A 26831-nucleotide genomic window follows, 5' to 3' on the forward strand; every position below is an offset into this window, starting at 1 on the left:
ATTCATCCGACAACCGTTACTAACCTGTGACACGTGGATCCCACGGACAGGAGATGTTAGAAAGATGGCAGGTAAACGGGGTGGTCAGAGCATCGGAACGGGCCTGGCGCTAACGCTGGGCTCAGCCGCCCTGTGGGGGCTGGCCCACCTGTGGGTGGGTCGGCGCGTGACGGGCGCCCTCCTGATGGGGGTCTATCTGACCCTCGTCGCCGCCATCGTGATCACCCTGCTGAAGGTCAGGACGGAGCTGCTCTCCCTGGCCGTGCAGCCGGCCTGGCTGTGGAGCTTCGCGCTGGGCGCCCTGCTGCTGGCCGCCGCCACCGTGGCCGTGGTCGTCCGCTCCTACCAACTGGTCCGCCCGGAGTCGCTGACCCGCCCCGCCCGCTACCTCTCGGCCCTGGCGGTCGGCCTGCTGTGCGTCGCGGTGGTCACCCCGATGGTCTACGCCGCCCGCCTGGCCTTCGTCTCCCAGCACGTGGTCACCTCGGTGTTCGCCGCCACCACCGCCCCGATCCCGGTGGACCCCTGGAAGGGCCGCGAGCGGGTCAACATCCTGCTGATCGGCGCCGACGCGGCGCCCAAGAGGCCCGGCGTGCGCACCGACAGCATGACCGTCGCCAGCATCGACACCCGGACCGGCGACACCGTGCTGTTCGGCCTGCCGAGGAACCTGGAGAACGTCCCGATGCCGGCCGGACCGCCCCGCGAGCAGTTCCCCTACGGCTTCGGAGGCGAGCCCCCCTACAGCCCGGGCCTGCTCAACGAGGTCTTCCAGTACGCCGAGGACTATCCCAGCATGGTCCCGGGCGTCCCCAAGGGCCAGCGCGGCCCGACCCTGCTCAAGAGGACGCTCAGCGACATCACCGGGCTGGACATCACCCATTACGCGATGGTCGACATGAGCGGCTTCGCCGCGATCATCGACGCGATGGGCGGGGTGAGGCTCACCGTCAAGGAGCCCATCGTGTACGGCAGGGAGAACGAGGGCCTGATCCAGGCGGGCACCCGGAAGCTGTCGGGTGAGGAGGCGCTCTGGTTCGGCCGGGCCCGCACCTACAGCGACGACTACGTCCGGATGGGCAGGCAGAAGTGCCTGATGAACGCCGTCGCCAAACAGGCCGACCCGGTGACGGTGCTGCGGAGCTTCGAGAAGCTGGCCGACGCCACGGTGCACGCCGTCTCCACCGACATCCCGCAGGGGCTGCTGCCGAACCTGATCGACCTGTCCGACAAGGTGAAGGAATCCAGGATCAAGAGCTTCCAGTTCGTCCCCCCGCTGATCAACACCGCTGACCCCGACTACCGTCTGATCAAGCACAAGGTCAGCTCGATCCTGGCGAAGTCGGCAGCCGACGCCGCCAAGCCGTCCAAGGCCGGCTCCGGCAAGATCCCCTCCAAGGACGACGTGCACGGCGCCATCACCCTCGACTTCGCCTGCGGCTGACGCGCGGCCCGGTCCCCACCGGCACCCGTGCCGGGCCGGCCCGCCGAGGGGCCGGCCCGGCGGCGTGTCCTCCGCCGGTCGGCCCCGGCCCCCTTCTGCGGCCGTGGCCCGGTCCGGGAGTGACCGAGACGGCACGGAAGAACACAGAGCGGTAACGATGGGCCATTCTCCATGATTCCTACTTGACTGGTAGGCAGTGCGGGTTCTTATATACGCATAACCGACTTATTAAGTAGGAATTAGGGAGTAGTCATGAACGCTCGCAGGGTCCGCGGGGTGGTGGCCGCACTGGCCGCCCTGGCGCTCACGACCTTGGCGACCGCCTGCGGGGGCTCGGAGACGACGGGGACGGCGGCCTCCGCCGGCGGCGGGGACAAGCTCGCGGAGGTCCGGCTCGGATACTTCCCCAACATCACCCACTCCACGGCGCTGGTCGGCATCGAGAAGGGTCTGTTCGCCAAGCACCTCGGCGCCACCAAGCTCAAGACCAGCACCTTCAACGCCGGCCCGGCCGCGATCGAGGCGGTCTTCTCGGGCGCGGTCGACGCCACCTACATCGGCCCCAACCCGGCCATCAACGCCTGGGCCAAGTCCAAGGGCAAGGCGATCAAGATCGTCGCCGGCTCGGCCTCCGGTGGCGTCTACCTGGTCGTCAAACCCGAGATCAACGGGGTCGAGGACCTCAGGGGCAAGAAGATCGCCACACCGCAGCTCGGCAACACCCAGGACGTGGCCCTGCGCTACTGGCTGCAGGAGAAGGGCCTGAAGACCGACACCAAGGGCGGCGGCGACGTCAACATCGTCCCGCAGGAGAACTCGCAGACCCTGCAGACCTTCGCCACCGGCGACATCGACGGGGCCTGGGTGCCCGAGCCGTTCGCCAGCCGCCTGGTCCTGGAGAGCAAGGGCAAGATCCTCGTCGACGAGCGCGACCTCTGGCCGGACAAGCAGTTCGTCATCACCCACCTGATCGTCCGCCAGGAGTTCGCCGCCCAGCACCCCGAGACGGTCAAGCAGCTCCTCGAAGGGCACGTCGAGTCCAACGCCGCGATCAACGCCGACCCGGCCGACGCCGCCAAGACCGTCAACAGCGCGCTGGAGAAGCTGAGCGGCAAGCCGCTCAAGCAGGAGGTCCTCGACAGCGTCTTCAAGAACATCACCTTCACCAACGACCCGATCGCCTCCTCGCTGATCGGCAGCGCGGACCACGCGATCAAGATCGGGCTGCTGCAGCCGGTCGACCTGAACGGCATCTACGACCTCGACCCCCTCAACGAGATCCTCAAAGCCAAGGGCGAGACCGCGGTCGTCGACAAGTAAGCGCCCGATCGGTCCCCCAGGTCCCCCAGGAGGAGGGCAAATGACAGCTCCGCTCAGGGAGCGGACGGAAGGCCGGACCGCGGGCGGCGGGCCCGCGGTCCGACTGGACGGCGTCTCCAAGATCTACGGCCAGGGCAAGAACGGCCTCCTGGCCCTCGACAACGTCTCGCTCTCCGTCGAGCCGGGCGAGTTCGTCTGCCTGCTCGGCGCCTCCGGCTGCGGCAAGAGCACGCTGCTCTCCCTGGTCGCCGGGCTCGACAGCCCCACGGCGGGCCGGATCGGCACCGAGGGACGCAAGATCGCCATGATGTTCCAGGAACCCGCGCTGTTCCCCTGGCTCACCGTCTCGGCCAACGTCGAGATGGCGCTGCGGGTCCAGGGCGTGGCCAAGCACGACCGTCGGGCCAGGGCGGGGGAGTTCCTGGAGATCGTCCACCTGGGCGGCTTCGGCGCCAAGCGCCCGCACGAGCTGTCGGGCGGCATGCGCCAGCGGGTGTCCCTGGCCCGCGCGCTCGCCCAGGACGCGGACGTGCTGCTGATGGACGAGCCGTTCGGCGCCCTGGACGCGATGACCCGCGACCTGCTCCACGACGAGCTGGAGCGGATCTGGCGCGAGCGCGGTCTCAGCGTGCTGTTCGTCACCCACAACGTCCGCGAGGCCGTACGGCTCGGCGACCGGGTGGTCCTGCTCAGCAGCCGCCCCGGCCGGGTCGTCGAGGACTTCGCGGTCACCCTCGACCGGCCCCGCCGCACCGACTCGGCGGAGGTGGCCGAGATCGCCGGAGCCATAACCGGCCGCCTGCGCGAGGAGGTCATGCGCCATGGCCGTTGACCAGGTGACCCCCGACACCCATGCCCGGCAGCTCGCCGGGCTCGACGCCCTGGAGCTGGGCGGCGGCACGCGCAGCAGGCTCGCCCCCCGGATCTGGGGCCGCGTCTGGCCGATGGCGCTGGCGGCCGGCATGGTGCTGGCGATCTGGCAGGGCGTGGTGTGGGCCGGCTTCTGGCCGGACTACGTCTTCGCCGGGCCGGCCGACGTGGTCCCGGTCCTCGCCGACCGCCTGACCAGCGGCGAATACTGGGAGGCCATCGGCGTGACGATGCGCCGCGCGGTAACCGGCTTCGCCGTGTCGGTGCTGGCCGGGCTGGTCGTCGGAGCGCTGGTGTCCCGGGTCCGGGTGCTCAGGGCCGCCTTCGGCTCGCTGATCACCGGCCTGCAGACCATGCCGTCGATCGCCTGGTTCCCGCTGGCCATCCTGCTGTTCGGGCTGACCGAGAGCGCGATCACCTTCGTGGTCATCCTCGGTGCCGCGCCGTCCATCGCCAACGGCCTGATCGGCGGGGTGGACTACACGCCGCCGATCCTGCTGCGCGCCGGTCACGTGCTCGGCTTCCGCCGCCTCCAGCTCTACCGCCACGTGATCCTGCCGGCGTCGCTGCCGTCGTTCCTCGCCGGGCTCAAGCAGGGCTGGGCCTTCGCCTGGCGCTCGCTGATGGCCGGTGAGCTGGTGGTCATCATCGCCCACCAGTCCTCGCTGGGCGAGCGGCTCTACTACGACCGCGAGCTCGCCGACTCGGCCGGTCTGCTCGCCACCATGATCATTATTCTGGTCATCGGCATCGGGGTGGACCTGCTGTTCGAGACGGCCGACAACTCCCTGCGCCGCCGCTGGGGCCTCCAGCAGGTGCGCAACTGACGACATGCGGATCTCCGCCAGAACCCAGTACGCGCTGCGGGCCGCCACCGAACTGGCCGCCGCGCCGCCCGGCCCCGTGCCCGCCGAGAAGATCGCGGTGGCGCAGAACATCCCCCGGAGGTTCCTGGACAACATCCTGCTGCAACTGCGGCGGGCCGGGCTCATCCACAGCCAGCGCGGCCCCGACGGGGGCTACTGGCTGGCCCGGCCGGCCGAGGAGATCACCCTGGCCGATGTGGTCATGGTGGTCGAGGGCAACCCCGAGCACTCCCAGCACGGCGGCTACCCGGGGGTCGCCGGGCCCCTGGCCGACGTGTGGAGCCTGCTGCGCGAGCACGAGGAGACGCTGCTCACCGAGATCACCCTCGCCCACATCGCCAAGGACGCGCTCCCCGACGCCCGCCCCGGCCACGCCCAGTACGACCAGGCGGTGAAGGGGCCCCGGGACCCGCGCCGGTCAGTGGAAGACCTTCAGGCCGACGATCCCGGCCACCACCAGCAGCAGGCAGGCGATCCGGGCCGCTGACGACGGCTCGTCGAGCCAGACCATGCCGACGAGCGCCGTGCCGACCGCGCCGATCCCGACCCACACCGCGTAGGCGGTGCCGACCGGGATGAACTTCAACGCGTAGCCGAGCCCGGCCATGCTCAGGGCCAGCGTCACCACGAAGATCACAGTGGGCAGCGGCCTGGAGAACCCGTCGGATCTCTCCAGGGCGACCACCCAGGCCGTCTCCATCGCTCCGGACACCACCAGAACCAACCACGCCACCGGCCGCCTCCCGATCCCTTTCCTCGCCTACCCGTCACGCGCGCTCACCGACCGTGGCATGATAACCACGGTCAGAGGTTGCAATGATTTTCATAATCAGATTGGATCGTCGTCGTGAGGGTGGCATTCGTCGGTAAGGGCGGCAGCGGCAAGACGACCGTCTCGGCGCTGTTCGCGAGATACACCGCCCGCCGGGGCGGGCCGGTCGTCGCGATCGACGCCGACATCAACCAGCACCTGGGCATGGCCCTGGGCGTGGCGGAGGGCGCGCTGCCCCGGCCGATGGGCGCGCACCTGAGCGAGATCAAGGAGTTCCTGCGCGGGGTCAACCCGCGCATCTCCTCGGCCGCGACGATGGTCAAGACCACCCCGCCCGGCCGCGGCTCGCGGCTGCTGCGCCTGGAAGAGCCCGACGACCCGATTCACGCCGCCTTCACCGCCGCCACCCCGGAGGGAGTGCGGCTGATGGTCACCGGCCCGTTCGACGACGACGACCTCGGAGTGGCCTGCTACCACTCCAAGGTCGGCGCGGTGGAGCTGTATCTCAACCATCTCGTCGACGGAGCGGGAGAATACGTGGTGGTCGACATGACCGCCGGGGCCGACTCCTTCGCCTCGGGGCTGTTCACCCGTTTCGACATGACGTTCCTGGTGGCCGAGCCGACCCGGCAGGGCGTGGGGGTCTACCGGCAATACCGCGACTACGCGGCCGGCCACGGCGTGCCGGTGGCGGTGGTGGGCAACAAGGTGCACGGGCCGGAGGATGTGGAGTTCCTGCGCGAGCACGTCGGCGAGGACCTGCTGGTGTGCCTGGAGCACTCGGCGGCGGTCCGGGCGATGGAGCAGGGGCGCCGTTTCACCCTGGAGGACCTGGAACCGGCCAACACCCAGGCCCTGGGCAGGCTTCTGAAGCACCTGGACGCCCAGGAGAAGGACTGGCCCCGGTTCGGCCGCCAGGCCGTGGAGTTCCATCTCAAGAACGCCGCGGCCTGGGCGGACAGGGCCACCGGGGAGGACCTCGCCGCCCAGATCGACCCCGACTTCGTCTTCGGGCCCACGCGAGTGTCGCTCCTGCGCTAGATGGAGCGCTCAGCGGGCCCGACCTAGTGTCTGAACGATCCCCTTCTGAGAGGAGAACGCAGCATGTCGCTGACCGTTTCGAACGATCTTATCGATCAGGCGAAAGCCGGTGACGTGGACGACGAGGCATTCGTCGCCTGCGTCCGCGACTCCCTGCCCTACGCCTGGTCGGTGATCAGCGAGCTGGTCGAGCAGCGTGACCGCAGCGGCGCCGAGTTCGCCGACAACACCGTCCCGCCGCCGGACGAGAGCGCCCGCGGCCAGCTCCTGCGCTGCCTCGCCAGCGACTCCATGCGCGGTGCCCTGGAGCGGCACTTCGGGGTCCGGCTGGCCTTCCAGAACTGCCACCGGGTCGCGGTCTTCGACCCCTCGGCCACCAGGGCCCACGCGGAGTTCGTCACCGCCAGGTCCCAGATCCTCAACCAGACGCCCGAACTGGTCGACTGCTAGGGGCGCCGTCCACGGACCCGGGGCAGCACCTCCGCCCCGAGCCGCCTGATGTTGCCGAGGGTGCGGGCCTGCTCGCCCGCGCCCTCGACCATGAGGATCAGGTGCCGCAGGCCGGTGGCCTCCACGGTCCGGGTGATCCTCTCCACGCAGCGGCCGGGCGAGCCGACGGGGTGCGTGTCGCACAGGAAGTCCACATACCGGCCGATGTCGCGCCGGGGCCGCGGCCGGCCGTCCACCGGCACGTATCCCGCCAGCCCCGGCTCCAGCCACCGCGGCATGGCCTCCTTCAGCTCCCTGACGGCCTGCGCCGTCGAGTCGCCCACGTGCCCCACGACCGCCGCCACGTGCCCGGGCGGGGGCGGCCCCGCCGGGCCGCCCGGCTCCCCGCCGGGCCCTCCGGCGCCAGGTCCCCGCCCGCCGGGCTCCCCGCCCTCCCGGCCGCCCGGCGCCCGCCGTACGGCCGCCTCCCGATAGTCGCCGAGCATGGCGGCCTTCTCCTCGTCTCCGATGTGCATGCCCAGCAGCATCGGCAGCCCGCGATCGGCGGCGAGCGCCACGGTCTCCGGCGAGGTGCAGGCGACGACCGGCCGGAGCCGGACCGCGGGCACCATGGGCACCTCCCTGAACCGGAAGAACTCCCCGTCCGCCGAGACCCTCTCCCGGCCCAGAGCCGTGCACAGCAGGTCGAGCGACTCGGCGAAGCCGCGCTCGAACCGCGCCAGCCCCGTCCCGAACACCTCCAGGTCCACCCACGGCCCGCCCCTCCCGACACCGAGCGCGAACCGCCCCCCGGAGACCTGGTCGAGGACCGCCGCCTGCTCCGCGAGGTCGACCGGGTGCCGGGTCGACAGCACGCTCACCGCCGTCCCGACCCGGATCCGCGAGGTACGGCCCAGCGCCACCCCGGCCAGCGTCACCGCCGACGGGCACACGCCGTACGGCATGAAGTGGTGCTCGGCGATCCACGCGTCGTCGAACCCCGCCTCCTCGGCGGCGACGACCGCCTCCACCGTCTCCCGCAACACCGCCCCCGGCTCCCGCCCCGGAAATCCGGCCGCAACCAGAAAGACACCGATACGCATGGTGAGTACTTTGGAACGGCGCGCGTGAACGGGGAAGGCCAGATCACCGTTCCGGCCGGTTCCCGCGGAGATCCGGGACCCCGCGGAGATCCGGCACCCCGCACAGGTGACGACGCCGCCTTCATGGAGATGGACAGTGAGATCGTCATCATTCCGAGAAAGAACGTCACACCACCGAGTTCGGATCAGGACGCATGGCCCGATGGAGAGGGAGGCGGAGACGGACTTCGACACGGTGAAAGCGCGGCTTACCGAGCTGTGCCAGCAGTTCGGCGTCAGCGAGCTGTCCGTCTTCGGATCCGTCGCGCGAGGAGAGGAACGGCCGGACAGCGACCTCGACCTCCTGTACGTCCACGCCGAGGGCGCCCCGCTCGGCCTCCTTGAGATCATGACGCTTCAGGAGGAGCTGGAGGCTCTCTTCGACCGCCCCGTCGACCTGGTGGCCAAGCGCTACCTCAACGAGACGGTCAGGGATCAGATCCTGCATGACGCCCGAGTCCTCTACGCGGCGTGACGAGCTCTACCTCGCCGACATCGTCAAGTCCGCGCGATCCATCGCGACCTTCCTCAAGGGCGTAGAGGAAGATCAGTGGCTCCATGACGAGCAGCTGCAGTCAGCCGCGCAGTGGAAGATCATGAACATCGGCGAAGCCGCGAACGGCATAAGCGAAGCCACCAGAGCCAGACGTCCCGAGGTCGCCCGGCGATCCATCCGGGGCCTCCGGAACATCCTCGCCCATGCTTACTTCTCGATAGACCTCAGCGCGGTCTGGAAAACGTCCAAGGTCGATGTCCCCACCCTGGAAAGGCATGCGCTGGACCTTCTCCGGCTGATCAACCCCGACTCCGCGAAACAGCTTGAACCACCTGGTGGCTCGGCCGGTGGGCGGCTTTCCTAGCCGAACAGCCCGAGCTGACCCTCTCCGGCCAGGGGGTTGCGGTGTTTCTTGAGGTGGCGCCAGCGGGGCAGGTCGTCCAGGTAGGACCAGGACAGCCGGTGGTGCTCGGTCGGGCCGAGCTCGGCCAGGGCCTTCTGGTGAACCGGGGAGGGGTAGCCCGCGTTGTCGGCGAAGCCGTAGTCCGCCAGACCGAGCGAGGCCATGTAGGCGTCGCGGCGGACCTTGGCGATCACCGAGGCGGCGGCCACGGAGACGCAGGACAGATCGCCCTTGATCTCGCACCGGACCGGCCACGGCGCGCCCAGGTAGTCGTGCTTGCCGTCGAGGATGACCGCGTCGGGCCGGACCGGCAGCTCCGCCAGCGCCCGTCTGGCCGCCCGGCGCAGGGCCTCGGTCATGCCGAGCTCGTCGATCTCCTCGTGCGACGCCTCGCCGTACCCGATCCCGGCCGCCCAGCCGGTGATCTCGGCCACCATGGATGTGCGGCGGGCGGGGCTGAGCATCTTGGAGTCGGTCAGGCCCGCGGGCGGCTCCGACAGGTCGGTGACGACCGCGCAGACCGCCACCGGCCCGGCCCAGGCCCCTCGCCCGACCTCGTCGACCCCGGCCACTGTCTTCGTCCCGCCGGCCGACAGCAGTCGCTCGAGCGCGTAGGAGGGAGGCACGTCCCCGACGTTACCGGGCGGCGAGCTCCACCGCCTCCAGGTCGGCGGCCAGCAGGCGGGCGGCGACGTGGACGGCGCGCAGGGTGACGGAGACGGCGGGGCGGTGGACGCCGGAGGCGCGGGCGACGGCGTGGACGTCGCGGCCGACTGGGGCGCCGGGAAACTGGCGGACGACGATGCCGCGGACTCCGGAGGCCAGGGCCAGGGCGGGGACGGCCGCGATGCCGATGCCCTTGGCGACCAGGCCGAGGATGGTGCCCAGGCCCTCGAACTCCCAGGGCACCGGCTGGGCGCCGCCGAAGTCGGCCAGCAGGCGGTCGACGGCCAGCCGGGAGGGCTCGCCGTCCGGGGTGGCCATCCACGGCTCGTCACGGAGCTCCCGCAGGTCAACGGGCTCATCCAGCGAGGCGAGGCGGTGCTTGCGCGGCACCACGAGCACCAGCGGATCGTGCAGCAGCGGGAAGACCCGCAGCGTGTCGGACTCGCGCACCCGGCCGTACCAGTCGTCCACCAGGGCGATGTCCACCTCGCCCGACTGGACCTCGCGCATCCCGCGCCCGGAGCGTCCCTGCCCCATCCGCAGGGTCAGCGCGGTGTGCCGGCGCAGCGTCCGGGCCAGGGCGGGCGCGAAGGCCACCGCGGCGGTGGGGAAGGCGGTGACGGTGACCCGGCCGGAGGGGGTCGCCGCCTGGGCGGACAGGTCGGACTCGGCGGTCTCGACCATGGACAGGATCCGTTCGGCGTGCTCGACCAGGCGGCGCCCGGCGTCGGTCAGCTCCGCGCTGCGCGCGGTCCGGTCGAGGAGCACGGCCCCGGCCTCCCGTTCCAGGGCCGCCAGCTGCTGGGAGACCGCCGACGGGCTGTAACCGAGGGAGGCGGCGGTGGCCGCGATGCTTCCCCGGCGGGCGAACTCGCAGATCACCGCCAGACGGCGCAGATCGAGCATCAGACTTCCTTATGCCTACCCACAACAACCAAAGCTTGTGCTGATGCCTACAGCCCACCACGCTTGGGAACGTTCCGCAATGAGCGAGAGGACTCCCCATGAACGTGACGCTCTCCGCCACGTTGGCGGCCAACGAGGACATCGAACGAAGACGGCGCGCCGGTGAGCGCGTGCTGCACCTGGCCTTCGGCGAGGCCGGTCTGCCCGTTCATCCGGCGCTGCGCGAGCGGCTGATCGCCGCCTCCGAGCACAACGGATACGGGCCGGTGGCCGGGGCGGCCGCGCTGCGCGAGTCGGCGGCCGGATACTGGCACCGGCGGGGCCTGCCCACCGATCCGGAGCTGGTGGTCTGCGGCCCCGGGAGCAAGTCCCTGCTGTACGGCCTGCTGCTGGCGATCGGCGGCGACATCGTGCTGCCGATGCCGAGCTGGGTCAGCTACGCCGCCCAGGCGGACCTGGTCGGGGCGCGTCCCCTGCTCGTACCGGCGCCCCCCGGCGAGGGAGGGGTGCCGGACCCCGAGCGGGTCGCCTCCGCGGTCCTGCACGCGCGCTCCCAGGGGCGTGAGGTGCGCTCGCTGCTGGTCACGCTGCCCGACAACCCCACCGGCACGCTGGCCGCCGCGCACACGATCAGGCGGATCGCCGAGGTCGCCCGCGACCTCGATCTCATGATCATCTCTGATGAGATCTACCGCGACCTCGTCCACGACCCCGCCGCGCGCTTCCTCAGCCCGGCCGACCTGGCCCCCGAACGCACTGTGATCACCAGCGGGCTCAGCAAGAGCCTGGCCCTCGGCGGCTGGCGGATCGGCGTCGCCCGGCTCCCGTCCGTGGCGCTGCGCGACCGGCTGCTCGCCGTGGCCAGCGAGATCTGGTCCAGCCCCGCGGCCCCCGTCCAGCAGGCGGCGGCCTACGCCTACACCGAGCCCGCCGAGCTCGTCGAGCGGATCGACGACAGCCGCAGGCTGCACGGCACGGTGGCACGGGCGGTGCACGAGAGGTTCGTCCGGGCGGGTGTACGGGTGGACGCGCCGCAGGGCGGCTTCTACCTCTACCCCGACTTCACCGGGCTGGCCTACGCGACCTCCGCCGAGCTGACCGCGGACCTGCTCGACAGCCACGGCGTCGGGGTGCTCCCCGGACACGCCTTCGGCGACGATCCCAGGGCCCTGCGGGTGCGGGTGGCGACCAGTCTCCTGTACGGCGAGACGACCGAGCGGCGACTGGCCGCGCTGGGCTCCGCCGACCCCCTCGGGCTGCCCTGGATCTCGGCCTCGCTGGACCACCTGAGCGAGGCCCTGACCGGCCTCAACGCGGCGCGGCGGGTCCCCAGCAGGCTCGTGCGCACGGCCCTGGTCCCGACCCCGGCGGCGGGGTGATCGACGGCGGTCGCACTTGGCGGAAAATTTACTCGGGCGGCACCGCCGCCTGAGACCACATCCGCGTGGCTGACCTGCGCTTTTGCGCTCCACGCGCCAGGGAGACAGGCATTTTCCTGGATGCTCACCAAGATGTCCCGTGTCATTTGGCGCCGGGCATCTCGAAGAGCCCCCATCATGTGCTCATGCCCGCTTTTGTCACCCTGTCCGGGCGCTCCGTGCGCCTGGAACCGCTCAGCCTCGCGGCCGTCGACGACCTCGTCGCCGCGGCGAGTGAAGACCGTTCTACTTACGCCTTCACTCGCGTCCCCCATGGCCGGGGCGAGATGGTCTCCTACGTGGAGGCCACTCTGGCTGAGCAGGCGGAGGGCCGCACGATGCCCTTCGCCATCCGGTGGCTGCACACCGACCGCATCGTCGGTGCCACCCGTCTCATGAACCTGGAGTACTGGCAGGGCCCCATGCCCTGGCCGCCGGGTGCACATGGTGCGGTGGGCGAGGTCCCGTCCGTGGCGGACATCGGTTACACCTGGCTGGCCGCTTCGGCCCAGGGCACGGGTGTCAACCGGGAGAGCAAATACCTGATGCTCTCACTCGCCTTCGAGACCTGGCAGGTCCACCGCATCACGCTCAAGGCTGACGTACGGAACGTACGCTCCCGGGCCGCCATCGAGGCCCTCGGCGCGCACCTCGACGGTGTGCGACGGGCTGAGACCCGAGGCGCCGACGACACGGTCCGAGATACCGCCTACTACTCGATCCTGAGCTCCGAGTGGCCGCTCGTCCGAGAACGGCTCCACGCGCGGCTCGGTCTGGTCGAGGCCGCGTAGAGGCGTCCCCGAAACTTCGATGACTTCATGGAACAGAAAGGCCCGCCCGGGACTCCGGGCGGGCCTGATGTTCCTCCGGCGGCCGGTCCGACCGGCCCCGCCTCACTCGTCGTCGTCGCCGTCGACCTCGTAGATGTAGTCCCACCTGCCGCACAGCTTCTTCTTGGCCTGGTGGTTGTCCCAGTAGCAGACCCGGACCTGGACGTTGTCGACGTCGCCCTTCCAGAAGTGGAAGTTCTGGTAGCCGCTGGAGCCGCACTTCTTGCTCCAGTTGTAGGTCTCGTCGCCGTCCTCGTTCTCGAACTTGACCTGGGCGTAGCCGCACAGCCAGCTCGGCGAGTACTTGTCGTAGAGCTTGCCCTGGACGTGGACCCTGTCGAAGTCGTCGGTCCACACGCGCCCCTTGGCCTTGGCGCGGGAGTCGTCGTAGTACTTGGAGTAGTCGTAGCCCCAGTAGTCGTCGTAGTCACTGGTGGCGGTCGTGCTCGCGGTGAGCGTGGCGGCCGAGGCTGAGGTGGCCAGGGCCGGGACGCCGGCCGCGATGACGGCGGTGGCGGCGGCCAGGCCCATGAGGGTGCGGGTCGTGCGGCGCATGATGGTTCTCCCTGAGGGTGGGGCGGCTCCCTTTTCCTGGTGGAGGAGCCATGGCTCATTGATAAGGCGTGCCGCCTGCACCGCACTTACAGCGCCTTTATCAACGCCTGATCGACGCCTGCAAACTACTGACATGTCGGGCATGGCAGCCCCCGTATGGCGCCATGCCCGACAGCCCTCAGCATCACGTTGACGGCTCAACGCCCGATTGACGGCTAATCAACGCTTCGGTTAACGAGCGAGCGGCCATCTATGGAGTAAGCAACCAAGGATCTATCATTTGGCCATAAAACTTTCCATTGATGCGGAGATCAGAGAAATGGCCGTTCAGGACAGCGGAGACGGACTGCGCTTCGCCGTACTCGGCCCTGTCCAGGCGTGGCGTGACGGCATAGAGCTCGATCTGGGCACCCCTTTGCAACGTTCCATCCTGGCGATGCTGCTGCTGCGCGAGAACCGGGCGGTCACGCCGGGCGAGGTGATCGACGCGGTCTGGGGGGAGGACGCCCCGCCACGCGCCCTCGGGGCGCTGCGCACCTACGTCTCCCGGCTGCGGGCCGTGCTGGAGCCCGGCAGGTCCCCCCGCACCCGCCCCGAGCTGCTCACCTCGGTCGGCCGGGGCTACGCGCTGCGCCTGAACGGCGGCGTCCTCGACCTGAGCCTCTTCGACCAGGGCGTCCAGGAGGCCGAGACCGCCCGCCGCGCCGGCGACCTCGCCGGAGCCGCCGAGAGCCTGCGCGCGAGCCTCGCGCTGTGCACCGGCGAGCCACTGGCCGGGGCCGTCGGCCCCTACGCCGAGCACCAGCGCGACCGGCTCGTCGAGCGCCGGATGAGCGTGCTGGAGACCCTGATGGACCTGGACCTGGAGCTGGGCCGGCACGCCGACGTCGTCTCCGAGCTGATCGCGCTGACCGCCGACCACCCGCTCCGCGAGCGGCTGCGGGCCCAGCTCATGCTGGCCTACTACCGGTGCGGGCGGCAGGCCGAGGCGCTGGCGGCCTTCGCCGACACCCGCGCCGCGCTGATCGAGGAGCTCGGCATCGAGCCGGGACCCGACCTGAGCGCCCTGCACCGACGGATCCTCACCGGCGACCCGGGCCTCACTCCCGCGCCGGTCCCCGCCTCCGTCTCCGTCTCCGGCGCCGACCCGGTACGGCCCACGCTCGCCGCCGCCGCCGAGCCCGTCCGGGAGGCGGAGGCCGCCGAGCCCGTGATCCCCGAGCTGCCACGCCCGGCGCAGCTCCCCGCGGCGGTGAACGATTTCACCGGCCGCCGCCAGATCGTCGCCCGGCTGTGCACCCTGCTGTCCACCCAGGGCGGGGCCGACGGGGTGCCGGTGGCCGCCATCTCCGGCATCGGAGGGGTCGGCAAGACGACGCTCGCGGTGCACGTCGCCCACACCCTGCACGATCTGTTCCCCGACGGCCAGCTCTACGCCGACCTGCGCGGATACGGTGAGGATCCGGCCGCCCCCGAGTCCGTGCTGGCGGCCTTCCTCCGCGGCCTCGGCCTGCCCGCCGACGTCATCCCGGACGGCCTGGCCGAGCGGTCGGCGCTGTTCCGCTCGATCCTGGCCGAGCGGCGGATGCTGGTGCTGCTCGACAACGCCAGGGACGCCGCCCAGGTCAGCCACCTGCTGCCCGGCTCGACCGGCTGCGCGGCGATCGTGACCAGCCGTCACAAGCTCGCCGACCTGGCCTCGGCCCGGCTGGTCGACCTGGACGTCATGGAGCCGGACGAGGCGCTGGGCCTGTTCGGCACGGTCGCCGGCGCCGAGCGGGTGGCCGCCGAGCGCGCCGCCGCCATGGACGCCGTCGCCGCCTGCGGCTTCCTGCCGCTCGCGGTGCGGATCGTGGCGGCGCGCCTGGCCGCCCGCGCCTCCTGGACGGTCGCCTCGCTGGTGTCCCGGCTGGCCGACGAGCGCCGCCGCCTGGACGAGATGCGCGTGGGCAACCTCGCGGTGGAGGCGACCTTCGCCCTCGGTTACGGCCAGCTCGGCCCGGCGCAGGCCCGGGCGTTCCGGCTGCTCTCCCTGCCCGGCGGCCCGGACATCTCGATCGGGGCCGCCGCCGCGCTGCTCGCGCTGGGCCCGATGGACACCGAGGACATCCTGGAGTCCCTGGTGGACGCCAGCCTGCTGGAGGCCCCCGCCCCCGGCCGCTACCGCTTCCACGACCTGCTCAAGCTCTTCGCCCGCCGCACCGCGGAGCGCGCCGAGGGGGAGACCGGACCGCGGGCCGGGGCGGAGGGCGCCGCCGCCGACGGGGAGGGCGCGCCCGCGCTGCGCCGGCTGCTCGACTTCTACCTGGCCTCCGCGCGGTCGGCGCACCGGCTCGCCTACGAGGGCAGCACGGTCGCCGACCAGCTCGCGGTGGCCGGGACGGGCCACGCGTTCGGCTCGGCCGACGAGGCCGTGGCCTGGCTGTCGGTCGAGGCGGAGTCGCTGTTCGCCTCGATCGCCCAGGCGAGCGGCGCCCGGGCGGCCGAGGCCCTGCTGCCCGGCGCCGACCTGCTGCTGGCCATGGAGCCGCTGTTGGAGTCGGGCAGCCACGCCCGGGAGTTCGAGCAGCGGACCAGGGAGATGCTGGCCGTCGCCCAGCGGCTCGGCGCCACCTCCAGCGAGCTGCGCTGCCACTACGTGCTGGGCCGGGTGCTGTTCGGCGCCAACCGGCTGGCCGAGGCCGACAGCGAGTTCCGGGCGTCGCTGGACCTGGCCGCCGGGGGCGACCGGATCGTCACCGGCGAGGCGATGAACGCGCTGGCCGTCGTGGCCGGCCGCCGGCGCCGCCACGTGGAGGCGCTGGCCTGGTTCGACTCGGCGCGCGAGGTGTTCAGGGAGGTCGGCGCGCGGGGCGGTGAGGCCCTGGCGCTCAGCTACTCCGCCCGCGACCACCTGTTCCTGGGCCAGCAGGAGGAGGCGACCGCCGCCGCCGAGCAGGCGCTGGCCGTCTTCATCGAGATGGGCTCCAGCGCGGGCACCGCCCGGGCCCGCTACCACCTGGGGATGGTCCTGTCACGGGTCGGGCGGCTCAACGAGGCGGTCCACCATCATGCCGAGTGCCTGGCTTTCTTCCGGGCCAGCAAGCAGCGGGTGTGGGAGCAGCGGGTCTGCTCGCGGCTGGCCGAGACGTTCATCACCGCCGGCCGGTTCTCCGACGCCACCCGCCACGCGGAGCAGGCCCTGACGGTCAGCCGCGAGATCGGCCACCCGTACGGCGAGGCGCTGTCGCTGTGGGTGCTAGGCAGGGCGCTCGCGGGGCTCGGCAGCACCGCCCGCAGCCATGACTGTCTCCAGCGCGCCCATGACATCTTCGTCAGGCTCGGCGCGCCCGAGGCCGCGGACCTGCGTGCCCTGCTCGATCGCGACCACGTCGGCAACTGACCCGAGGCCGTCGTACAGGTCGTCGTCTAGACGCGTCATCCAGAAGTGGTTGATCACCGGGGTCCCTGTCGGTCTGAGCCTGGAGTCGGATGGATGTGGGTGCCCGGCCAGCCGTCAGGCCATCGGGGGACGCGTAGGGGGCCCGGTCATCCGGTGCGTCACCCGGTGGCCGGCCGCCTCACTTCGACGACCGGCCGGACTCGAACACGGTCCCTTTCCCCCCGGGATCCGTGCCCACAGCCAGAGCATGTCCCCCGGCGTTCAACTTTCGATCAAAAAGCGATCGGCAGAGATATCCACAGCCTGTGGACGATCACCCTGTGGATATGTGGAAAAACCCTTCGGCGATCAGTGGACGGAGCACTCCGGGAGCCTTGGACCGCAGCTCATCGGGGTCCTCCCCGGTGAGCTCCGCGATCGCGGCGAGCAGCGGGTCCAGTGGATAATCACCGTCGCAGACCCCGGCGAGAGCCGCTTCCACGGTCCCCACCTGTGCACTGCGGCGCAGCCCGACGGTCTGCCTGAGCGTGATCCTCGCCGGGTCCTCCGCGCCGGGCGGGCCGATCCGCTCCTCCAGCACGCCGTCGGCCAGCGCCAGCCGGGCGCCCAGCAGCTCCGCGTCGGACAGCCGGTGCGCCTCGGCGATCGAGCCCAGCACCCCGTCGACGTAGCCGCCCACCGGCAGCTCCACCCGCTGGCCGAACTCCTCGACCCGCACGACCGGGTCGAGGCTGCCGGAGTCGTGCATGGTGATCCAGCCGAAGCCGATCCCGGTGACGCCGAGGGACTCGAACCAGCCGAGCCAGCCGTCGTAGAGCTCGCGGTAGCGGGGGGTGCCCTGCTCGGCGGCGTCCCGCAGCCACAGCTCCACGTATTCGGCCGGGTCCTGCACGTCCCGCTGCACCACCCAGCCGTCGCAGCCGGTCCCGGTCAGCCAGCCGCCCACCCGGTCCCGCCAGTCTTCGCCGCCGACGTGCAACCAGTTGGCCAGCAGCTGGCAGGTGCCGCCGGGCGCGAGGAAGCGGGGGGCCAGCCGTACGAGGTCGCGGCAGAAGTCGTCGGCCGCGGAGCCGGACTCCCGGTAGGTGAACCGGCCGGCGGGGGAGATCACGAACGGCGGGTTGGAGACGATCAGGTCGAAGCGGTCGCCCTCCACGGGGTCGAACAGGGAGCCGCGCCGGGCCTCCACCCCCTCGACCCCGGACAGCGCCCAGCTCAGCCGGGCCATCTCCAGGGCGCGGGGATTGACGTCGGTGGCCACGATCTCCTCGGCCCGGCCGGCCAGGTGCAGCACCTGGACCCCGCACCCGGTGCCGAGGTCGAGAGCGCGCTCCACCGGGCGGCGGGAGACCAGCTGGGCCAGGTTCGCCGAGGCCCCGCCCGCACCGACGACGTGCTCCTCGCGCAGGGCGGGGTCGCCGGGCCTGACCTTGCGGTCGGAGACGACGTAGCCGCCCGTCTCCCAGGGCTGCAGGTGGACCGTGGAGGTGATCCGGCCCGCCTCCGCCGCCACCAGGCCGGCGGCGGCCAGGTCGGCCACCGGGAGAGCGGCGGGCGCCTCCACCGGCACTCCGAGCCACCACAGCCGGATCAGCGTGCCGAGGAGGTCTCCGTCGCGGGTGGCGCGCAGGGCGGGCACCGTCTCCTCACGGGAGAGCGCGGTGGCGGCGACCTCGCCGAGCCGCTCACGGACGCCGTCGATGGTGTAGCCGGCCTCGAGCAGCAGCTCCCGGAGCCGGACAGGCAGATCGTTCACCGGGCCATCCTCGCATCAGCGGCCTCATCATCCCCTCGATGCACAGAGTGATCAGACTGTTACAGATTGCGTAAGCATTCTGCAAGCCGACCTCAAGCACGGAGGGGTAATCCTGTAGAGCCGCCTCATCCGCTCAAAGGATCCGTGATGTTGATCCCGTGCTTCGCCTGCGAGTCCCGTTTCCGCCCTGATGAGTATTTCCGCGCCTGCCACGACTACAACCGGGGGATGGACCTGGTCGCCTGGACCTGTCCCCGCTGCGGCAACCGGGACGAGCTGCGGGTCCTGCCCGGGGAGCTGGGCTTCGGCTACCCCCGGCGCGGCAGGTTCGACGTCTGCGACCGGGTGCGCGTGCCCGGCCTGCGCCGCCGCCGCCAGGACCTGCGGCTGGACATCTCGCTGGACGAGGAGGTCTGGCGGGTGCCCACCCGGCTGCGCCGGCTGGCGGGAGCGCGCTGAGGCCGCGCCGGCCGGCGGGAACGCGCCGAGGCCGCGCCGGCCGGCGGGAACGCGCCGAGGCCGCGCCGGCCCGCCGCGGGGCCCGCGCGGGGCCGGGGTCAGGCGGGCTGCTGGCGCAGGCTCTGCCAGGCCGCCTCGCACAGGCCCGCTATCTCCTCCTGGGTGGGCTGGTGGGCGCCGGCGAACCACAGACGGCACATCTCGGTGGCGGGGCCGAGCCAGAGCACGTAGCACATGGTCGGGTGGACGGGCTGGAGCAGGCCGTCCTTCATGTGGGGGCGCCACCAGTCGGAGACCTGTTTGAAGAACGCACGGCGCGAATCCGACACCTCGGTGCCGCCCGGCTCGTCGCGCTTGGGCGGCCGTTCGCTGATCAGCAGGTGCGCCCGCTCGCGGTTCTCGCCGCACCAGGCCATGTGCAGCGCGACGATGGCCTCGATGCCCTCCTTGGCGCCCTCGTGCCGCCGCAGCTCGGCGAGGAAGACCTCCTGATACATCCGGAGGGTGTCGGCGTAGAGCACGCCGTAGACGTGTTCCTTGCTCGCGAAGTGGTGGTAAAAACTACCGACGCTGACGCCGCTCTCCTCGCGGAGGCTGGCCAGTGTGGTGGCCGAGACGCCGTCCTGGCTGAATCGGCGCAGGGCACCCTCGACGATCCGGGTGCGGCCGTCGCGTCCGTTCTTGGCACTCTTCACAAGCCCAATGGTGCGGCAACAGAACCTTGTTCCGCAAATATCGCGGGGACGCCTCAGAGCGAGTCGAGCATATCGCCTCGGCCGCGACGGCCCGCCCCGGACCTGGGAGACCACCCCGGACGGGTCACAGGTCCACCGCCGCCGTCACCTGGACGGCCCCGCCGGAGGCCCGCATGGTCGCCTCCGGCCACGCCCTGCGGACCATCGACAGCACCTTGCGGTTGTCGCCGAGCACGTCCATCCCGAGCGTCCGGGCCCCGCTGACGGAGGCCCGGCGCAGCAGCCGCCAGGCGAGCCGGGAGCCGACCCCGCACCCCTGCCACTCGTCGGCAACCACCAGGGCGATCTCGATGTCGGTCGCGTCCCCCTTGAAGCTCATCGCGTGGCCGACGACGGTCTCCCCGCGTACGGCGAGCAGCGCGTCCCGCCGCTCGTCCACCGCGAGCAGCGCCCTGACCAGGGTCGCGCTCGGGCGGGTGATCCGGGTGAAGAACCGCTGCGTCTGCGTCCGCGGCGACAGTCCCGCGAGGAAGCGACGGATCCGCTCCTCGTCGTCTTCCCGGGCCGGCCGGATCTCGACGCCGTCGCCGGGCACGGCCGGCGACGGACCGCGGTGCGCCCGTGCGAGCTGAGTTCGCATCATGGACTTAGAGTCGCCCCGCCGGGCTGAGTATGTCAACTAGACTTAGATGGCGTTGGAGGAGATGCCATGGCGACTTACGATGCGGACATGAGTGAGGCGGCCTCCGGTGACATCCCCCTGCGGGTGGACAACTGCTCCATCGAGCGCGCCCTGGCCATCGTCGGCGAGAAGTGGTCGTTCCTCGTGCTCAGGGAGGCCTTCAGCGGGGTCCGCCGCTTCGCCGACATGCAGGCCGCCACCGGGGCGCCCAGGCAGGTGCTCAGCGCCCGGCTGACCCGGCTGGTGGAGGAGGGGCTGCTGCGCAAGGTCCCCTACCGCGAGCCCGGCCAGCGCCGCCGGGACGAATACCGGCTGACCCAGATGGGGCTCGACCTCTACCCGACGCTGATCGCGCTGATGCGGTGGGGCGACCGCTATCTCGCCGACCAGGAGGGACCGGCGGTGCTGCTGACCCACCGCGACTGCGGGGCCCCGCTCGAACAGCACTTCCGCTGCGCCGACGGCCACGAGGTCGCCGGCCCCCGGGAGGTCACCCCGCGCCCCGGGCCGGGCCTGCGCCCGCGCGCCGTAGCGCGCGCAGGCAGCGCCGGAAGCTGAGCACCGAGATCAGCGCCGCGCCGCCGAGCAGCACCGCGACCGCCGTGGTCCGCACGAGCAGATAGGTCTCCAGGGGCTGGCTGAGCAGCAGCCACAGGCTCAGCCCCGCGTTGAGGAGTTGCGCGCCGCCCCACAGCACCGACTGCCCCACGAAGAAGCGGCGCATCCGCGGATGCTCCAGCAGGTGCTCGGGGAGCGGGACCAGGTCGGTCGCCACCCGCTGGACCAGCGGCCGCCGCAGCCGCGCGGTGAGCAGGAAGCCCATGCTCGCGCAGAAGACACCGAGACAGGACGGCAGGAAGAACAGCGCGGGGTTCTCGGCCACCCAGGCCAGCACCATCCGGACCGTGATCGTCCCGGCGGCCAGGATCACCGTGCCGGGCACCGGCCCGCGCCTGGCCAGCCGCCAGGCGATCCCGCCGTAGACCCAGGCCACCGCCACGGCCAGCGCGCCGTACGGGCCGAGGAACACCAGCCCGACGTAGAAGACGGCGACCGGGAGGATCATCCCCTCCAGCACCCGGGGTGCGGCGTGCCGCAGCAGCGCCCCGAACCGGGGCAGCGCGACCGGGACCACGGGGGGTGACAGGAGCAGAGTCATCAGGCGCGGGCTCCGGAGATCATGGAACGTTCCGGGGATGGATCCACCCGACCGTACGGGATGTCCGGAGCGTCCGGAAGACTTCCCGAGACTCCGACGATCAGGCGTTCCGGGGCACCCTACTACGGCGCAAGACGTGGTCGGGGGAGAGAGCGGTGCCCCCGGTGCCTACTCTTGGGAGCGTGTACCGGTTCCTTCTGACTCCTCGATGGCTCGCCCTTCACGTGGTGGTCCTGCTGGTCATCCCCGCTTTCGTGTTCCTGGGTCAATGGCAGTTCGGGCGTTATGAGGAGCGGTCCACCGCCAGTCACGAGGTCACCGCCAACCTGGCGGCCGCGCCCGTGCCCGTGGACAGGCTGACCACGCCCGGCGGCACGGTGCGCGTCCAGGACAAATACCACCCCGTGACGGCGACGGGGACGTTCGACGCGGCCCACCAGCTCCTGGTCCGCCGCCGCGTCCAGGACAGCGTGGTCGGCTTCTACGTGCTCACCCCGCTGGACATCGGCAACGGCCGGGGCGTGCTGGTCAACCGGGGCTGGGTCAGGGCGGGCGCCACGGCCGACGCCCTCCCCGAGGTGCCCGCGCCGAGCACGGGTGAGGTGACTGTCACCGGCCGGATACGGCCCACCGAGACCGAGGAGTCCTCGGGCATCCAGAACCGGGCGGGCCTCCCGCCGGGCCAGGTCCTGCTGATCAACACCGAGGCGATCGGGCGGGGCCTGCCGTACAAGCTCCTGGGCGGATACGTGGAGCTGACCGAGCAGTCGCCCAAGGCGGCGGCGGCGCCGGCCCCGGTGCCCGAGCCGGACGTCGGCGCGGGCGGCGGGCTCAACCTGGCCTACGGCGTGCAGTGGTGGCTGTTCATCGGGATCGCGGTCGGCGGCTGGGCGCTGCTGATCCGCCGGGAGGCCGCCGACCTCAGGGCCGAGGAGGCCAAGAAGGCGGCCGACCCCGTCGGCGCCTGATGTCCCCGCCGCCCGGCGCTGGATAGGTTGGGGCCCGTGATCCGGCATATCGAGTTCGCGCGGCTGCACAATTTCCGGGACGTGGGCGGATACCCCACCGAAGACGGGCTGGAGGTGCGCTGGCAGCGGCTCTACCGGTCCGACTCGCTGCACTGGCTCGCCGACGACGACCTCGGCCGCTTCGAGGCGCTCGGCGTCCGGACGGTGATCGACCTGCGCCATCCCGAGGAGGTCGAGCGCCGGGGCCGGGCGCCCCACGGCCCGCTCTACCACAACTTCTCGGTGGAGCACCGGCGCTGGAACGTCGAGCGTGACTACCTGCCCGACGCCGGGATCGCCCGGTTCTTCGCCGACCGCTACCACGAGGTGGCCCACGACGGGAAGGTCGAGATCAGGAGCGCCCTGGAGATGATCGCCGAGGCGGGTAACGCCCCCGTGGTGGTCCACTGCGCGGCGGGCAAGGACCGCACCGGGGTGCTCACGGCGCTGGTGCTGCGGCTGCTGTCGGTGCCGGAGGAGGACGTGATCGCCGACTACGCGCTGACCGGGCTGGCCACGCCCCGGCTGATCGCGTACTGGCAGCGGGAGAATCCGGGCGAGCCGGTGCCGTGGCCGGGTTTCGGCCAGGCGCCCGCCGAGGCGATGCGGCTGTTCCTGACCGAACTCGGCCCGGTCCGCGACTACTGCGCGCGGATCCTGGAAATCGACGAAAAGGTCATAACTTCCCTTCGACAACATCTTCTGAAAAATCCCGATATTCGGACGATCTCTGGGTAGGGGCACCGATCAGGGCCCGCCAAGAGCAGCACCCTCGGGGCGGGTCCACCCCCGGGGCCGCCGCCTTTCCCCCTGTGGCGGCCCCGGGACCGGCGGGGAGGCATTACAGATACCAAGCGGAGACCTCGCAGCTTGATGAGTGTTATGCCAGCGACGTACGGTTTACCGCGTGACTACGCCGCTGCTCCCCGACCCCGAGCCCAGGCGGCGGGATTATGTGATCATTTCAGCCGATGATCATTTGATCGAGCCGCCCGACATGTTCGAGGGCCGGCTCCCCGAGAAATACGCCGACCTCGCCCCCAAGGTGGTCGAGACCGAGTCGGGCCACCAGGTCTGGCGCTACGGCGGCGCCACCTACCCGTGCGCCGGGCTCGACGTGGGCGCCGGCCTGCCGCGCGAGCAGTGGACGCTCGACCCGGTGCGGTTCGAGCACATGCGGCCGGGCTGCCACGACATCGAGGCCCGCATCGAGGACATGGACCGGGCCGGCGTCTGGGCGGCGCTGTGCTTCCCCGGCATGCTGGCCGGGCAGTCCGGGATGGTCTTCGCCAAGACCCGCGACCAGGAGCTGGGCCTGTCGGTCCTGCGGGCGTGGAACGACTGGCACGTCGACGTCTGGGCGGGCACCTACCCGGAGCGGATCATCGCCCTGCAGCTCCCCTGGCTGACCGACCCGGAGACCGCCGCCAAGGAGATCCGGGAGAACGCGACCCGCGGTTTCAAGGCCGTGCTCTTCCCCGAGTTCCCCACGCGCCTGCGCCTGCCGTCCATCCACAGCGACCACTGGGACCCGTTCTTCCAGGCGTGCGAGGAGACGGGGACCGTCGTGTGCCTGCACGCCGGCGCGGGCTCCTGGGCCCCGGTGCCGTCCCCGGACACCCCGATCGAGGCGATCACCACCCTGATGCCGGCCAGTGCCATGTTCGCCTGCGCCGACTGGCTCTGGTCGGGCGTGCCGCTGCGCTTCCCCGCGCTGCGGATCCTGATCGTGGAGGGCGGCGTGGGCTGGCTGCCGATGCTGGCCGAGCGGGCCGACTACGCCCTGGACCACCCGGTCGCGGGCGAGGCGGCCTGGGAGGGCGGTCTGAAGCCCAGCGAGGTCCTGCGCCGCAACTTCTTCTTCGGCACGCTCAACGACCACGCCCTGTCAGGGGTGCGCCTGGCCGTGGGCCTGGAGCACGTCCTGCTGGAGAGCGGCTACCCGCACTCCGACTCCACCTGGCCCGACACGCAGAAGGCCGTCGCGACGAACCTGGGCAGCCTGCCGCCCGCCGACATCGCCAGGGTGGCCTATGGCAACGCCGCCCGCCTGTTCGGCCACCCGCTGCCCTCCCGCGCCTGGCTCAGGATGGAAAAGCTCTGACCCGCTTGCGCTCCCAGTCGACGTAGCGGCCGCTCTCGCCGAGCAACGAGCCCATCAGCCAGAGGAAGACACCGAAGTCGTCGGCCACCCCGATGAGCACCAGGAAGTCCGGGACGACGTCGACCGGCGAGAGGATGTAGAGCACGCCCAGGCCCATCATGGCCAGCTTGCTCCTGCCCATGCCGGGATACTGCCCGCGCATCACCGCGCCGATCATCTTCGGGATGGCCCGCAGGCGGGCGCCGAGACCGGGCGAGCCCGGCTCCCTCACGCTCTTGTACGTCCGCCAGGCCTGTGCCGCACGCGCCGCCTTCGCCATGGGGGAACCTCCTCGGAGCACGTTCGTCTGGCGGCCTACTACCCCGCCGTTTCACGATATAACGCGTGACCTCCGCGCCGGGTTCCCACGGCCCGCCGGGCCATCCCGCGCCGGGTTCCCACGGCCCGCCGGGTCATCCCGCGGTGGGAGCCAGCTCCCGTACGGCCTGCGCGATCGGGACCTCGCCGCCGGGGATGGGGGCGAGCACCGGGGTGTCCAGCCCGCTGTCCACGTACTCCCGGATCCTGGCCCGGCACGTCGCCGCGTCGCCGTGCACGACGAGCGCGTCCACGACCTCGTCCGGGATGGCCTTGAGGGCCGCCTGGCGGTCACCTGCGGCCCAGGCCTCATGCATCGGCCGCAGCACCTCACCGCGCCCCAGCCACTCGTGGAAGGCAGCGTAGACCGGGACGGTCAGATAGGCGGCGAGCATCCGCCGGCCGAGCTCCCGCACCCGCTCCGCGTCCTCGCTGACGCACACGAACAGCCGGGCGATCAGCTCGGTCTCCGGGGCGAGCTCGGCCCTGACCTTCCGCACGTCCTGCGGCGAGAGCCAGTTGGTGATCGCGCCGTCGGCCTCGGCGGCGGCCAGGCGGAGCATCCGGGGCCGCAGCGCGGCGAGCACGATCTTCGGCGGGACCTCTGGGGCGCGCTCCAGCCTGAAGCCCTTCACCTCGAACGTCTCGTACTTCTCGGTGACCTTCTCCCCCGCGAGGGCCTTCCTCAGGAAGCGCAGGGTGTCTCTGGTCCTGGCGAACGGCCTGACGAACTCACCGGCGTTCCACCGCTCGACGATGGCCGGGGAGGAGGCCCCGACGCCCAGGACGAACCGTCCGGGGGCGAGGTCGGCGAGCGTGGCGGCCGACATGGCCAGCAGGCCGGGCCCCCGGGTGGAGACCGGGACGATCGCGCTGCCGAGCCGCAGACCGGGGGCCCATTCGGCGGCCAGCGCCAGCGGCACGAAGCCGTCGACGCCGTTGACCTCGGCCGACCAGACGTCGGTGTAGCCGAGCCCGGGCAGTTCGGCGACCAGTTCCCTGGACCCGGCCAGCGTGCGGTCATAGAAGGGGACCGTCATCCCCCAGCGTGCGCCCGTAGCCATCTGCCGCCTCCGTGTCCGTGGTCGCCGTCCAGAACGACATTCTGATGTAGCTTGCCGCACCCGATCGGGGGGCCGTCAATAGATTGACCATACCAACCGGACGGTATGTTCCTTGGAACGATCTTTACCGCCTGCTCACTTACCCCTTCATCACCGTGCGTTAGGTGTTAGAACGTTCGGGTGACGATGAACAGGCGCGTGAGACAACGACGGCGACTACTCGGCGCGGCGGTCCTGGCTGCCTGCATCGCCGCGCCCGTGCCAGCGGGATCGGCCGGCGCCGCGGCCTCCGCCGACGGCCGGACGGCCCCTTCCGGCCACTGCCGGAGGTCCGAGCACGGCGGGCCGCCGCCCGGGGCCGCCGCCCCGGCCCCGGCGCCCTCCGTGCCGGCGCCCGGCGCGGCCCCGAGAGCGGCCCTCAGGGCGCTCGCGGAGGCGGCGGGACCTCGGCACCCGGGTCACCCGGCCGAGCCTCCACCGCCCGTCCCGGAGGAGCCCGGACACCCCGGCGACGATCATCCGGAGCCGGGTGATCCCGATCCTGACTATCCCGGCCCCGAATATCCCGATCCTGGATATCCAGGGCCGGGATATCCAGGGCCGGGATATCCCACGCCCGAGCCTCCGTATCCGACGGCTCCCCCGCCTCCCACGCCGACGGTCCCGCGGCCGCCGACACCCCGGCCGCCCACGCCCCGGCCCGTCGAGCCGCCCGCACCGCCGAGGCCCCAGCCCCGCCGGGCCGTCGCCCCACCGTCGGCCACTCCCACTCCGACCCCGAGCCCGACGCCCCGGCCGCTCCCCTCCGCCCACCCCCGCACCCTGGAGCGGCGGGCGGTGTTGGACCGCTTCACCGACCGGCGCCGGGGCACCGACCGCAGGCTGGTCATCTTGGTGGTCTTCACCGGCGTGATCTCGGTCACCGCGGTCGCCGCGCTGAACGGCAGGGCCCGCCGGTAGCGGAGAAGACGCGGAGGCCCGCCGGCGGAGATCCGCCGACGGGCCCCG

General features: G+C 71.6%; 29 protein-coding genes. 18 read left to right on the top strand and 11 right to left on the bottom strand.

The genetic code is table 11. From position 1 onward, the window contains the following. Positions 1 to 64 precede the first annotated feature (64 nt). From ACZ6R6_RS14360 to ACZ6R6_RS14380, 5 genes are all read left to right on the top strand, one after another. Positions 65 to 1444, top strand: coding sequence for an LCP family protein (locus ACZ6R6_RS14360; protein WP_470093377.1), 1380 nt, complete (start codon positions 65 to 67; stop codon positions 1442 to 1444). A gap of 252 nt (positions 1445 to 1696) precedes the next feature. Next, positions 1697 to 2764 (top strand): ABC transporter substrate-binding protein, encoded by a 1068-nt coding sequence (locus ACZ6R6_RS14365; RefSeq protein WP_470093379.1) that lies wholly within the window; start codon positions 1697 to 1699, stop codon positions 2762 to 2764. A gap of 40 nt (positions 2765 to 2804) precedes the next feature. Then, positions 2805 to 3596, top strand: a complete 792-nt coding sequence (locus ACZ6R6_RS14370) for an ABC transporter ATP-binding protein (RefSeq protein ID WP_470093381.1) — start codon at positions 2805 to 2807, stop codon at positions 3594 to 3596. Continuing rightward, the gene (locus ACZ6R6_RS14375; protein WP_470093383.1) at positions 3586 to 4461 is read left to right on the top strand and encodes an ABC transporter permease; all 876 of its coding nucleotides are present in this window, start codon (positions 3586 to 3588) and stop codon (positions 4459 to 4461) included. The genes ACZ6R6_RS14370 and ACZ6R6_RS14375 overlap by 11 nt, the downstream gene beginning before the upstream one ends. Positions 4462 to 4465: 4 nt before the next feature. Further along, positions 4466 to 4987, top strand: coding sequence for an RrF2 family transcriptional regulator (locus tag ACZ6R6_RS14380; RefSeq protein WP_306861347.1), 522 nt, complete (start codon positions 4466 to 4468; stop codon positions 4985 to 4987). Here the strand turns inward: ACZ6R6_RS14380 and ACZ6R6_RS14385 are convergent. Further along, positions 4919 to 5233 carry a DMT family transporter gene (locus tag ACZ6R6_RS14385; protein WP_470093385.1) on the bottom strand — a complete coding sequence of 105 codons (315 nt, stop codon included), beginning with the start codon at positions 5231 to 5233 and terminating at the stop codon, positions 4919 to 4921. The two genes, ACZ6R6_RS14380 and ACZ6R6_RS14385, sit on opposite strands and share 69 nt — an antisense overlap. Positions 5234 to 5347: 114 nt before the next feature. Between ACZ6R6_RS14385 and ACZ6R6_RS14390 the strand changes: the two genes are divergently transcribed. Further along, the gene (locus ACZ6R6_RS14390; protein ID WP_470093387.1) at positions 5348 to 6313 is read left to right on the top strand and encodes an ATP-binding protein; all 966 of its coding nucleotides are present in this window, start codon (positions 5348 to 5350) and stop codon (positions 6311 to 6313) included. Positions 6314 to 6376: 63 nt separating this feature from the next. Continuing rightward, on the top strand, positions 6377 to 6763 hold the full coding sequence (locus ACZ6R6_RS14395; protein ID WP_470093389.1) for an SCO5389 family protein: 387 nt from the start codon (positions 6377 to 6379) through the stop codon (positions 6761 to 6763). On the opposite strand, the gene ACZ6R6_RS14400 is transcribed toward ACZ6R6_RS14395, so the two are convergent. Next, positions 6760 to 7788 carry an LLM class flavin-dependent oxidoreductase gene (locus ACZ6R6_RS14400; protein WP_470093391.1) on the bottom strand — a complete coding sequence of 343 codons (1029 nt, stop codon included), beginning with the start codon at positions 7786 to 7788 and terminating at the stop codon, positions 6760 to 6762. The two genes, ACZ6R6_RS14395 and ACZ6R6_RS14400, sit on opposite strands and share 4 nt — an antisense overlap. A gap of 259 nt (positions 7789 to 8047) precedes the next feature. Between ACZ6R6_RS14400 and ACZ6R6_RS14405 the strand changes: the two genes are divergently transcribed. Both ACZ6R6_RS14405 and ACZ6R6_RS14410 read left to right on the top strand, forming a co-directional pair. Beyond that, positions 8048 to 8359 carry a nucleotidyltransferase family protein gene (locus ACZ6R6_RS14405; RefSeq protein WP_470093393.1) on the top strand — a complete coding sequence of 104 codons (312 nt, stop codon included), beginning with the start codon at positions 8048 to 8050 and terminating at the stop codon, positions 8357 to 8359. Beyond that, a complete protein-coding gene (locus ACZ6R6_RS14410) occupies positions 8331 to 8744 on the top strand; it encodes a HepT-like ribonuclease domain-containing protein (protein WP_470093395.1) in 414 nt (137 codons plus the stop codon). Before ACZ6R6_RS14405 ends, ACZ6R6_RS14410 begins: the two co-directional genes overlap by 29 nt. Here the strand turns inward: ACZ6R6_RS14410 and ACZ6R6_RS14415 are convergent. After that, positions 8741 to 9409 (bottom strand): ribonuclease HII, encoded by a 669-nt coding sequence (locus ACZ6R6_RS14415; RefSeq protein WP_470093397.1) that lies wholly within the window; start codon positions 9407 to 9409, stop codon positions 8741 to 8743. The genes ACZ6R6_RS14410 and ACZ6R6_RS14415 overlap by 4 nt on opposite strands. Before the next feature lie 10 nt (positions 9410 to 9419). Next, a complete protein-coding gene (locus ACZ6R6_RS14420) occupies positions 9420 to 10355 on the bottom strand; it encodes a LysR family transcriptional regulator (RefSeq protein ID WP_470093399.1) in 936 nt (311 codons plus the stop codon). A gap of 98 nt (positions 10356 to 10453) precedes the next feature. Between ACZ6R6_RS14420 and ACZ6R6_RS14425 the strand changes: the two genes are divergently transcribed. Both ACZ6R6_RS14425 and ACZ6R6_RS14430 read left to right on the top strand, forming a co-directional pair. Beyond that, a complete protein-coding gene (locus ACZ6R6_RS14425) occupies positions 10454 to 11734 on the top strand; it encodes a pyridoxal phosphate-dependent aminotransferase (RefSeq protein WP_470093401.1) in 1281 nt (426 codons plus the stop codon). 185 nt (positions 11735 to 11919) lie between these two features. Then, entirely contained in the window at positions 11920 to 12564 is a 645-nt protein-coding gene (locus tag ACZ6R6_RS14430) for a GNAT family N-acetyltransferase (RefSeq protein ID WP_470093403.1), read from the top strand. A gap of 102 nt (positions 12565 to 12666) precedes the next feature. On the opposite strand, the gene ACZ6R6_RS14435 is transcribed toward ACZ6R6_RS14430, so the two are convergent. Continuing rightward, the gene (locus ACZ6R6_RS14435; protein ID WP_470093405.1) at positions 12667 to 13158 is read right to left on the bottom strand and encodes a hypothetical protein; all 492 of its coding nucleotides are present in this window, start codon (positions 13156 to 13158) and stop codon (positions 12667 to 12669) included. Positions 13159 to 13477: 319 nt separating this feature from the next. Here ACZ6R6_RS14435 and ACZ6R6_RS14440 point away from each other — a divergent pair, with 319 nt between their 5' ends. Beyond that, entirely contained in the window at positions 13478 to 16540 is a 3063-nt protein-coding gene (locus ACZ6R6_RS14440; RefSeq protein ID WP_470093407.1) for an AfsR/SARP family transcriptional regulator, read from the top strand. A 313-nt stretch (positions 16541 to 16853) separates the two neighbouring features. Here the strand turns inward: ACZ6R6_RS14440 and ACZ6R6_RS14445 are convergent, their stop codons facing one another. Beyond that, positions 16854 to 18296 (bottom strand): DUF7059 domain-containing protein, encoded by a 1443-nt coding sequence (locus ACZ6R6_RS14445; RefSeq protein ID WP_470093409.1) that lies wholly within the window; start codon positions 18294 to 18296, stop codon positions 16854 to 16856. A gap of 147 nt (positions 18297 to 18443) precedes the next feature. Between ACZ6R6_RS14445 and ACZ6R6_RS14450 the strand changes: the two genes are divergently transcribed. Continuing rightward, positions 18444 to 18755: a hypothetical protein gene (locus tag ACZ6R6_RS14450; protein WP_306861373.1), complete on the top strand. Its 312-nt coding sequence runs from the start codon at positions 18444 to 18446 to the stop codon at positions 18753 to 18755. A gap of 98 nt (positions 18756 to 18853) precedes the next feature. Here the strand turns inward: ACZ6R6_RS14450 and ACZ6R6_RS14455 are convergent, their stop codons facing one another. Further along, complete coding sequence (locus tag ACZ6R6_RS14455; RefSeq protein WP_470093411.1) at positions 18854 to 19450, bottom strand: TetR/AcrR family transcriptional regulator; 597 nt, start codon at positions 19448 to 19450, stop codon at positions 18854 to 18856. Positions 19451 to 19574: 124 nt separating this feature from the next. Then, on the bottom strand, positions 19575 to 20093 hold the full coding sequence (locus tag ACZ6R6_RS14460; RefSeq protein ID WP_470093413.1) for a GNAT family N-acetyltransferase: 519 nt from the start codon (positions 20091 to 20093) through the stop codon (positions 19575 to 19577). Between the two features lie 66 nt (positions 20094 to 20159). On the opposite strand from ACZ6R6_RS14460, the gene ACZ6R6_RS14465 reads away from it, so the two are divergent. After that, entirely contained in the window at positions 20160 to 20690 is a 531-nt protein-coding gene (locus tag ACZ6R6_RS14465) for a winged helix-turn-helix transcriptional regulator (RefSeq protein WP_470093415.1), read from the top strand. On the opposite strand, the gene ACZ6R6_RS14470 is transcribed toward ACZ6R6_RS14465, so the two are convergent. After that, on the bottom strand, positions 20623 to 21291 hold the full coding sequence (locus ACZ6R6_RS14470; RefSeq protein ID WP_470093417.1) for a VC0807 family protein: 669 nt from the start codon (positions 21289 to 21291) through the stop codon (positions 20623 to 20625). The genes ACZ6R6_RS14465 and ACZ6R6_RS14470 overlap by 68 nt on opposite strands. A gap of 182 nt (positions 21292 to 21473) precedes the next feature. On the opposite strand from ACZ6R6_RS14470, the gene ACZ6R6_RS14475 reads away from it, so the two are divergent. The 3 genes from ACZ6R6_RS14475 to ACZ6R6_RS14485 all read left to right on the top strand — a co-directional run bounded on the left by ACZ6R6_RS14475 (position 21474) and on the right by ACZ6R6_RS14485 (position 24402). Further along, positions 21474 to 22259 (top strand): SURF1 family cytochrome oxidase biogenesis protein, encoded by a 786-nt coding sequence (locus tag ACZ6R6_RS14475; protein WP_470093419.1) that lies wholly within the window; start codon positions 21474 to 21476, stop codon positions 22257 to 22259. A gap of 36 nt (positions 22260 to 22295) precedes the next feature. After that, complete coding sequence (locus ACZ6R6_RS14480) at positions 22296 to 23036, top strand: tyrosine-protein phosphatase (RefSeq protein ID WP_470093421.1); 741 nt, start codon at positions 22296 to 22298, stop codon at positions 23034 to 23036. Between the two features lie 169 nt (positions 23037 to 23205). After that, positions 23206 to 24402 (top strand): amidohydrolase family protein, encoded by a 1197-nt coding sequence (locus tag ACZ6R6_RS14485; RefSeq protein ID WP_470093423.1) that lies wholly within the window; start codon positions 23206 to 23208, stop codon positions 24400 to 24402. Here ACZ6R6_RS14485 and ACZ6R6_RS14490 read toward each other — a convergent pair. Next, positions 24383 to 24721 (bottom strand): YkvA family protein, encoded by a 339-nt coding sequence (locus ACZ6R6_RS14490; protein ID WP_470093425.1) that lies wholly within the window; start codon positions 24719 to 24721, stop codon positions 24383 to 24385. The two genes, ACZ6R6_RS14485 and ACZ6R6_RS14490, sit on opposite strands and share 20 nt — an antisense overlap. A 133-nt stretch (positions 24722 to 24854) precedes the next feature. Beyond that, the gene (locus ACZ6R6_RS14495; protein WP_470093427.1) at positions 24855 to 25823 is read right to left on the bottom strand and encodes an LLM class F420-dependent oxidoreductase; all 969 of its coding nucleotides are present in this window, start codon (positions 25821 to 25823) and stop codon (positions 24855 to 24857) included. Between the two features lie 837 nt (positions 25824 to 26660). On the opposite strand from ACZ6R6_RS14495, the gene ACZ6R6_RS14500 reads away from it, so the two are divergent. After that, a complete protein-coding gene (locus ACZ6R6_RS14500) occupies positions 26661 to 26783 on the top strand; it encodes a hypothetical protein (protein WP_470093429.1) in 123 nt (40 codons plus the stop codon). The last annotated feature ends 48 nt before the right edge of the window (positions 26784 to 26831 follow it).

Source organism: Streptosporangium sp. NPDC048886 (genome assembly GCF_055586905.1).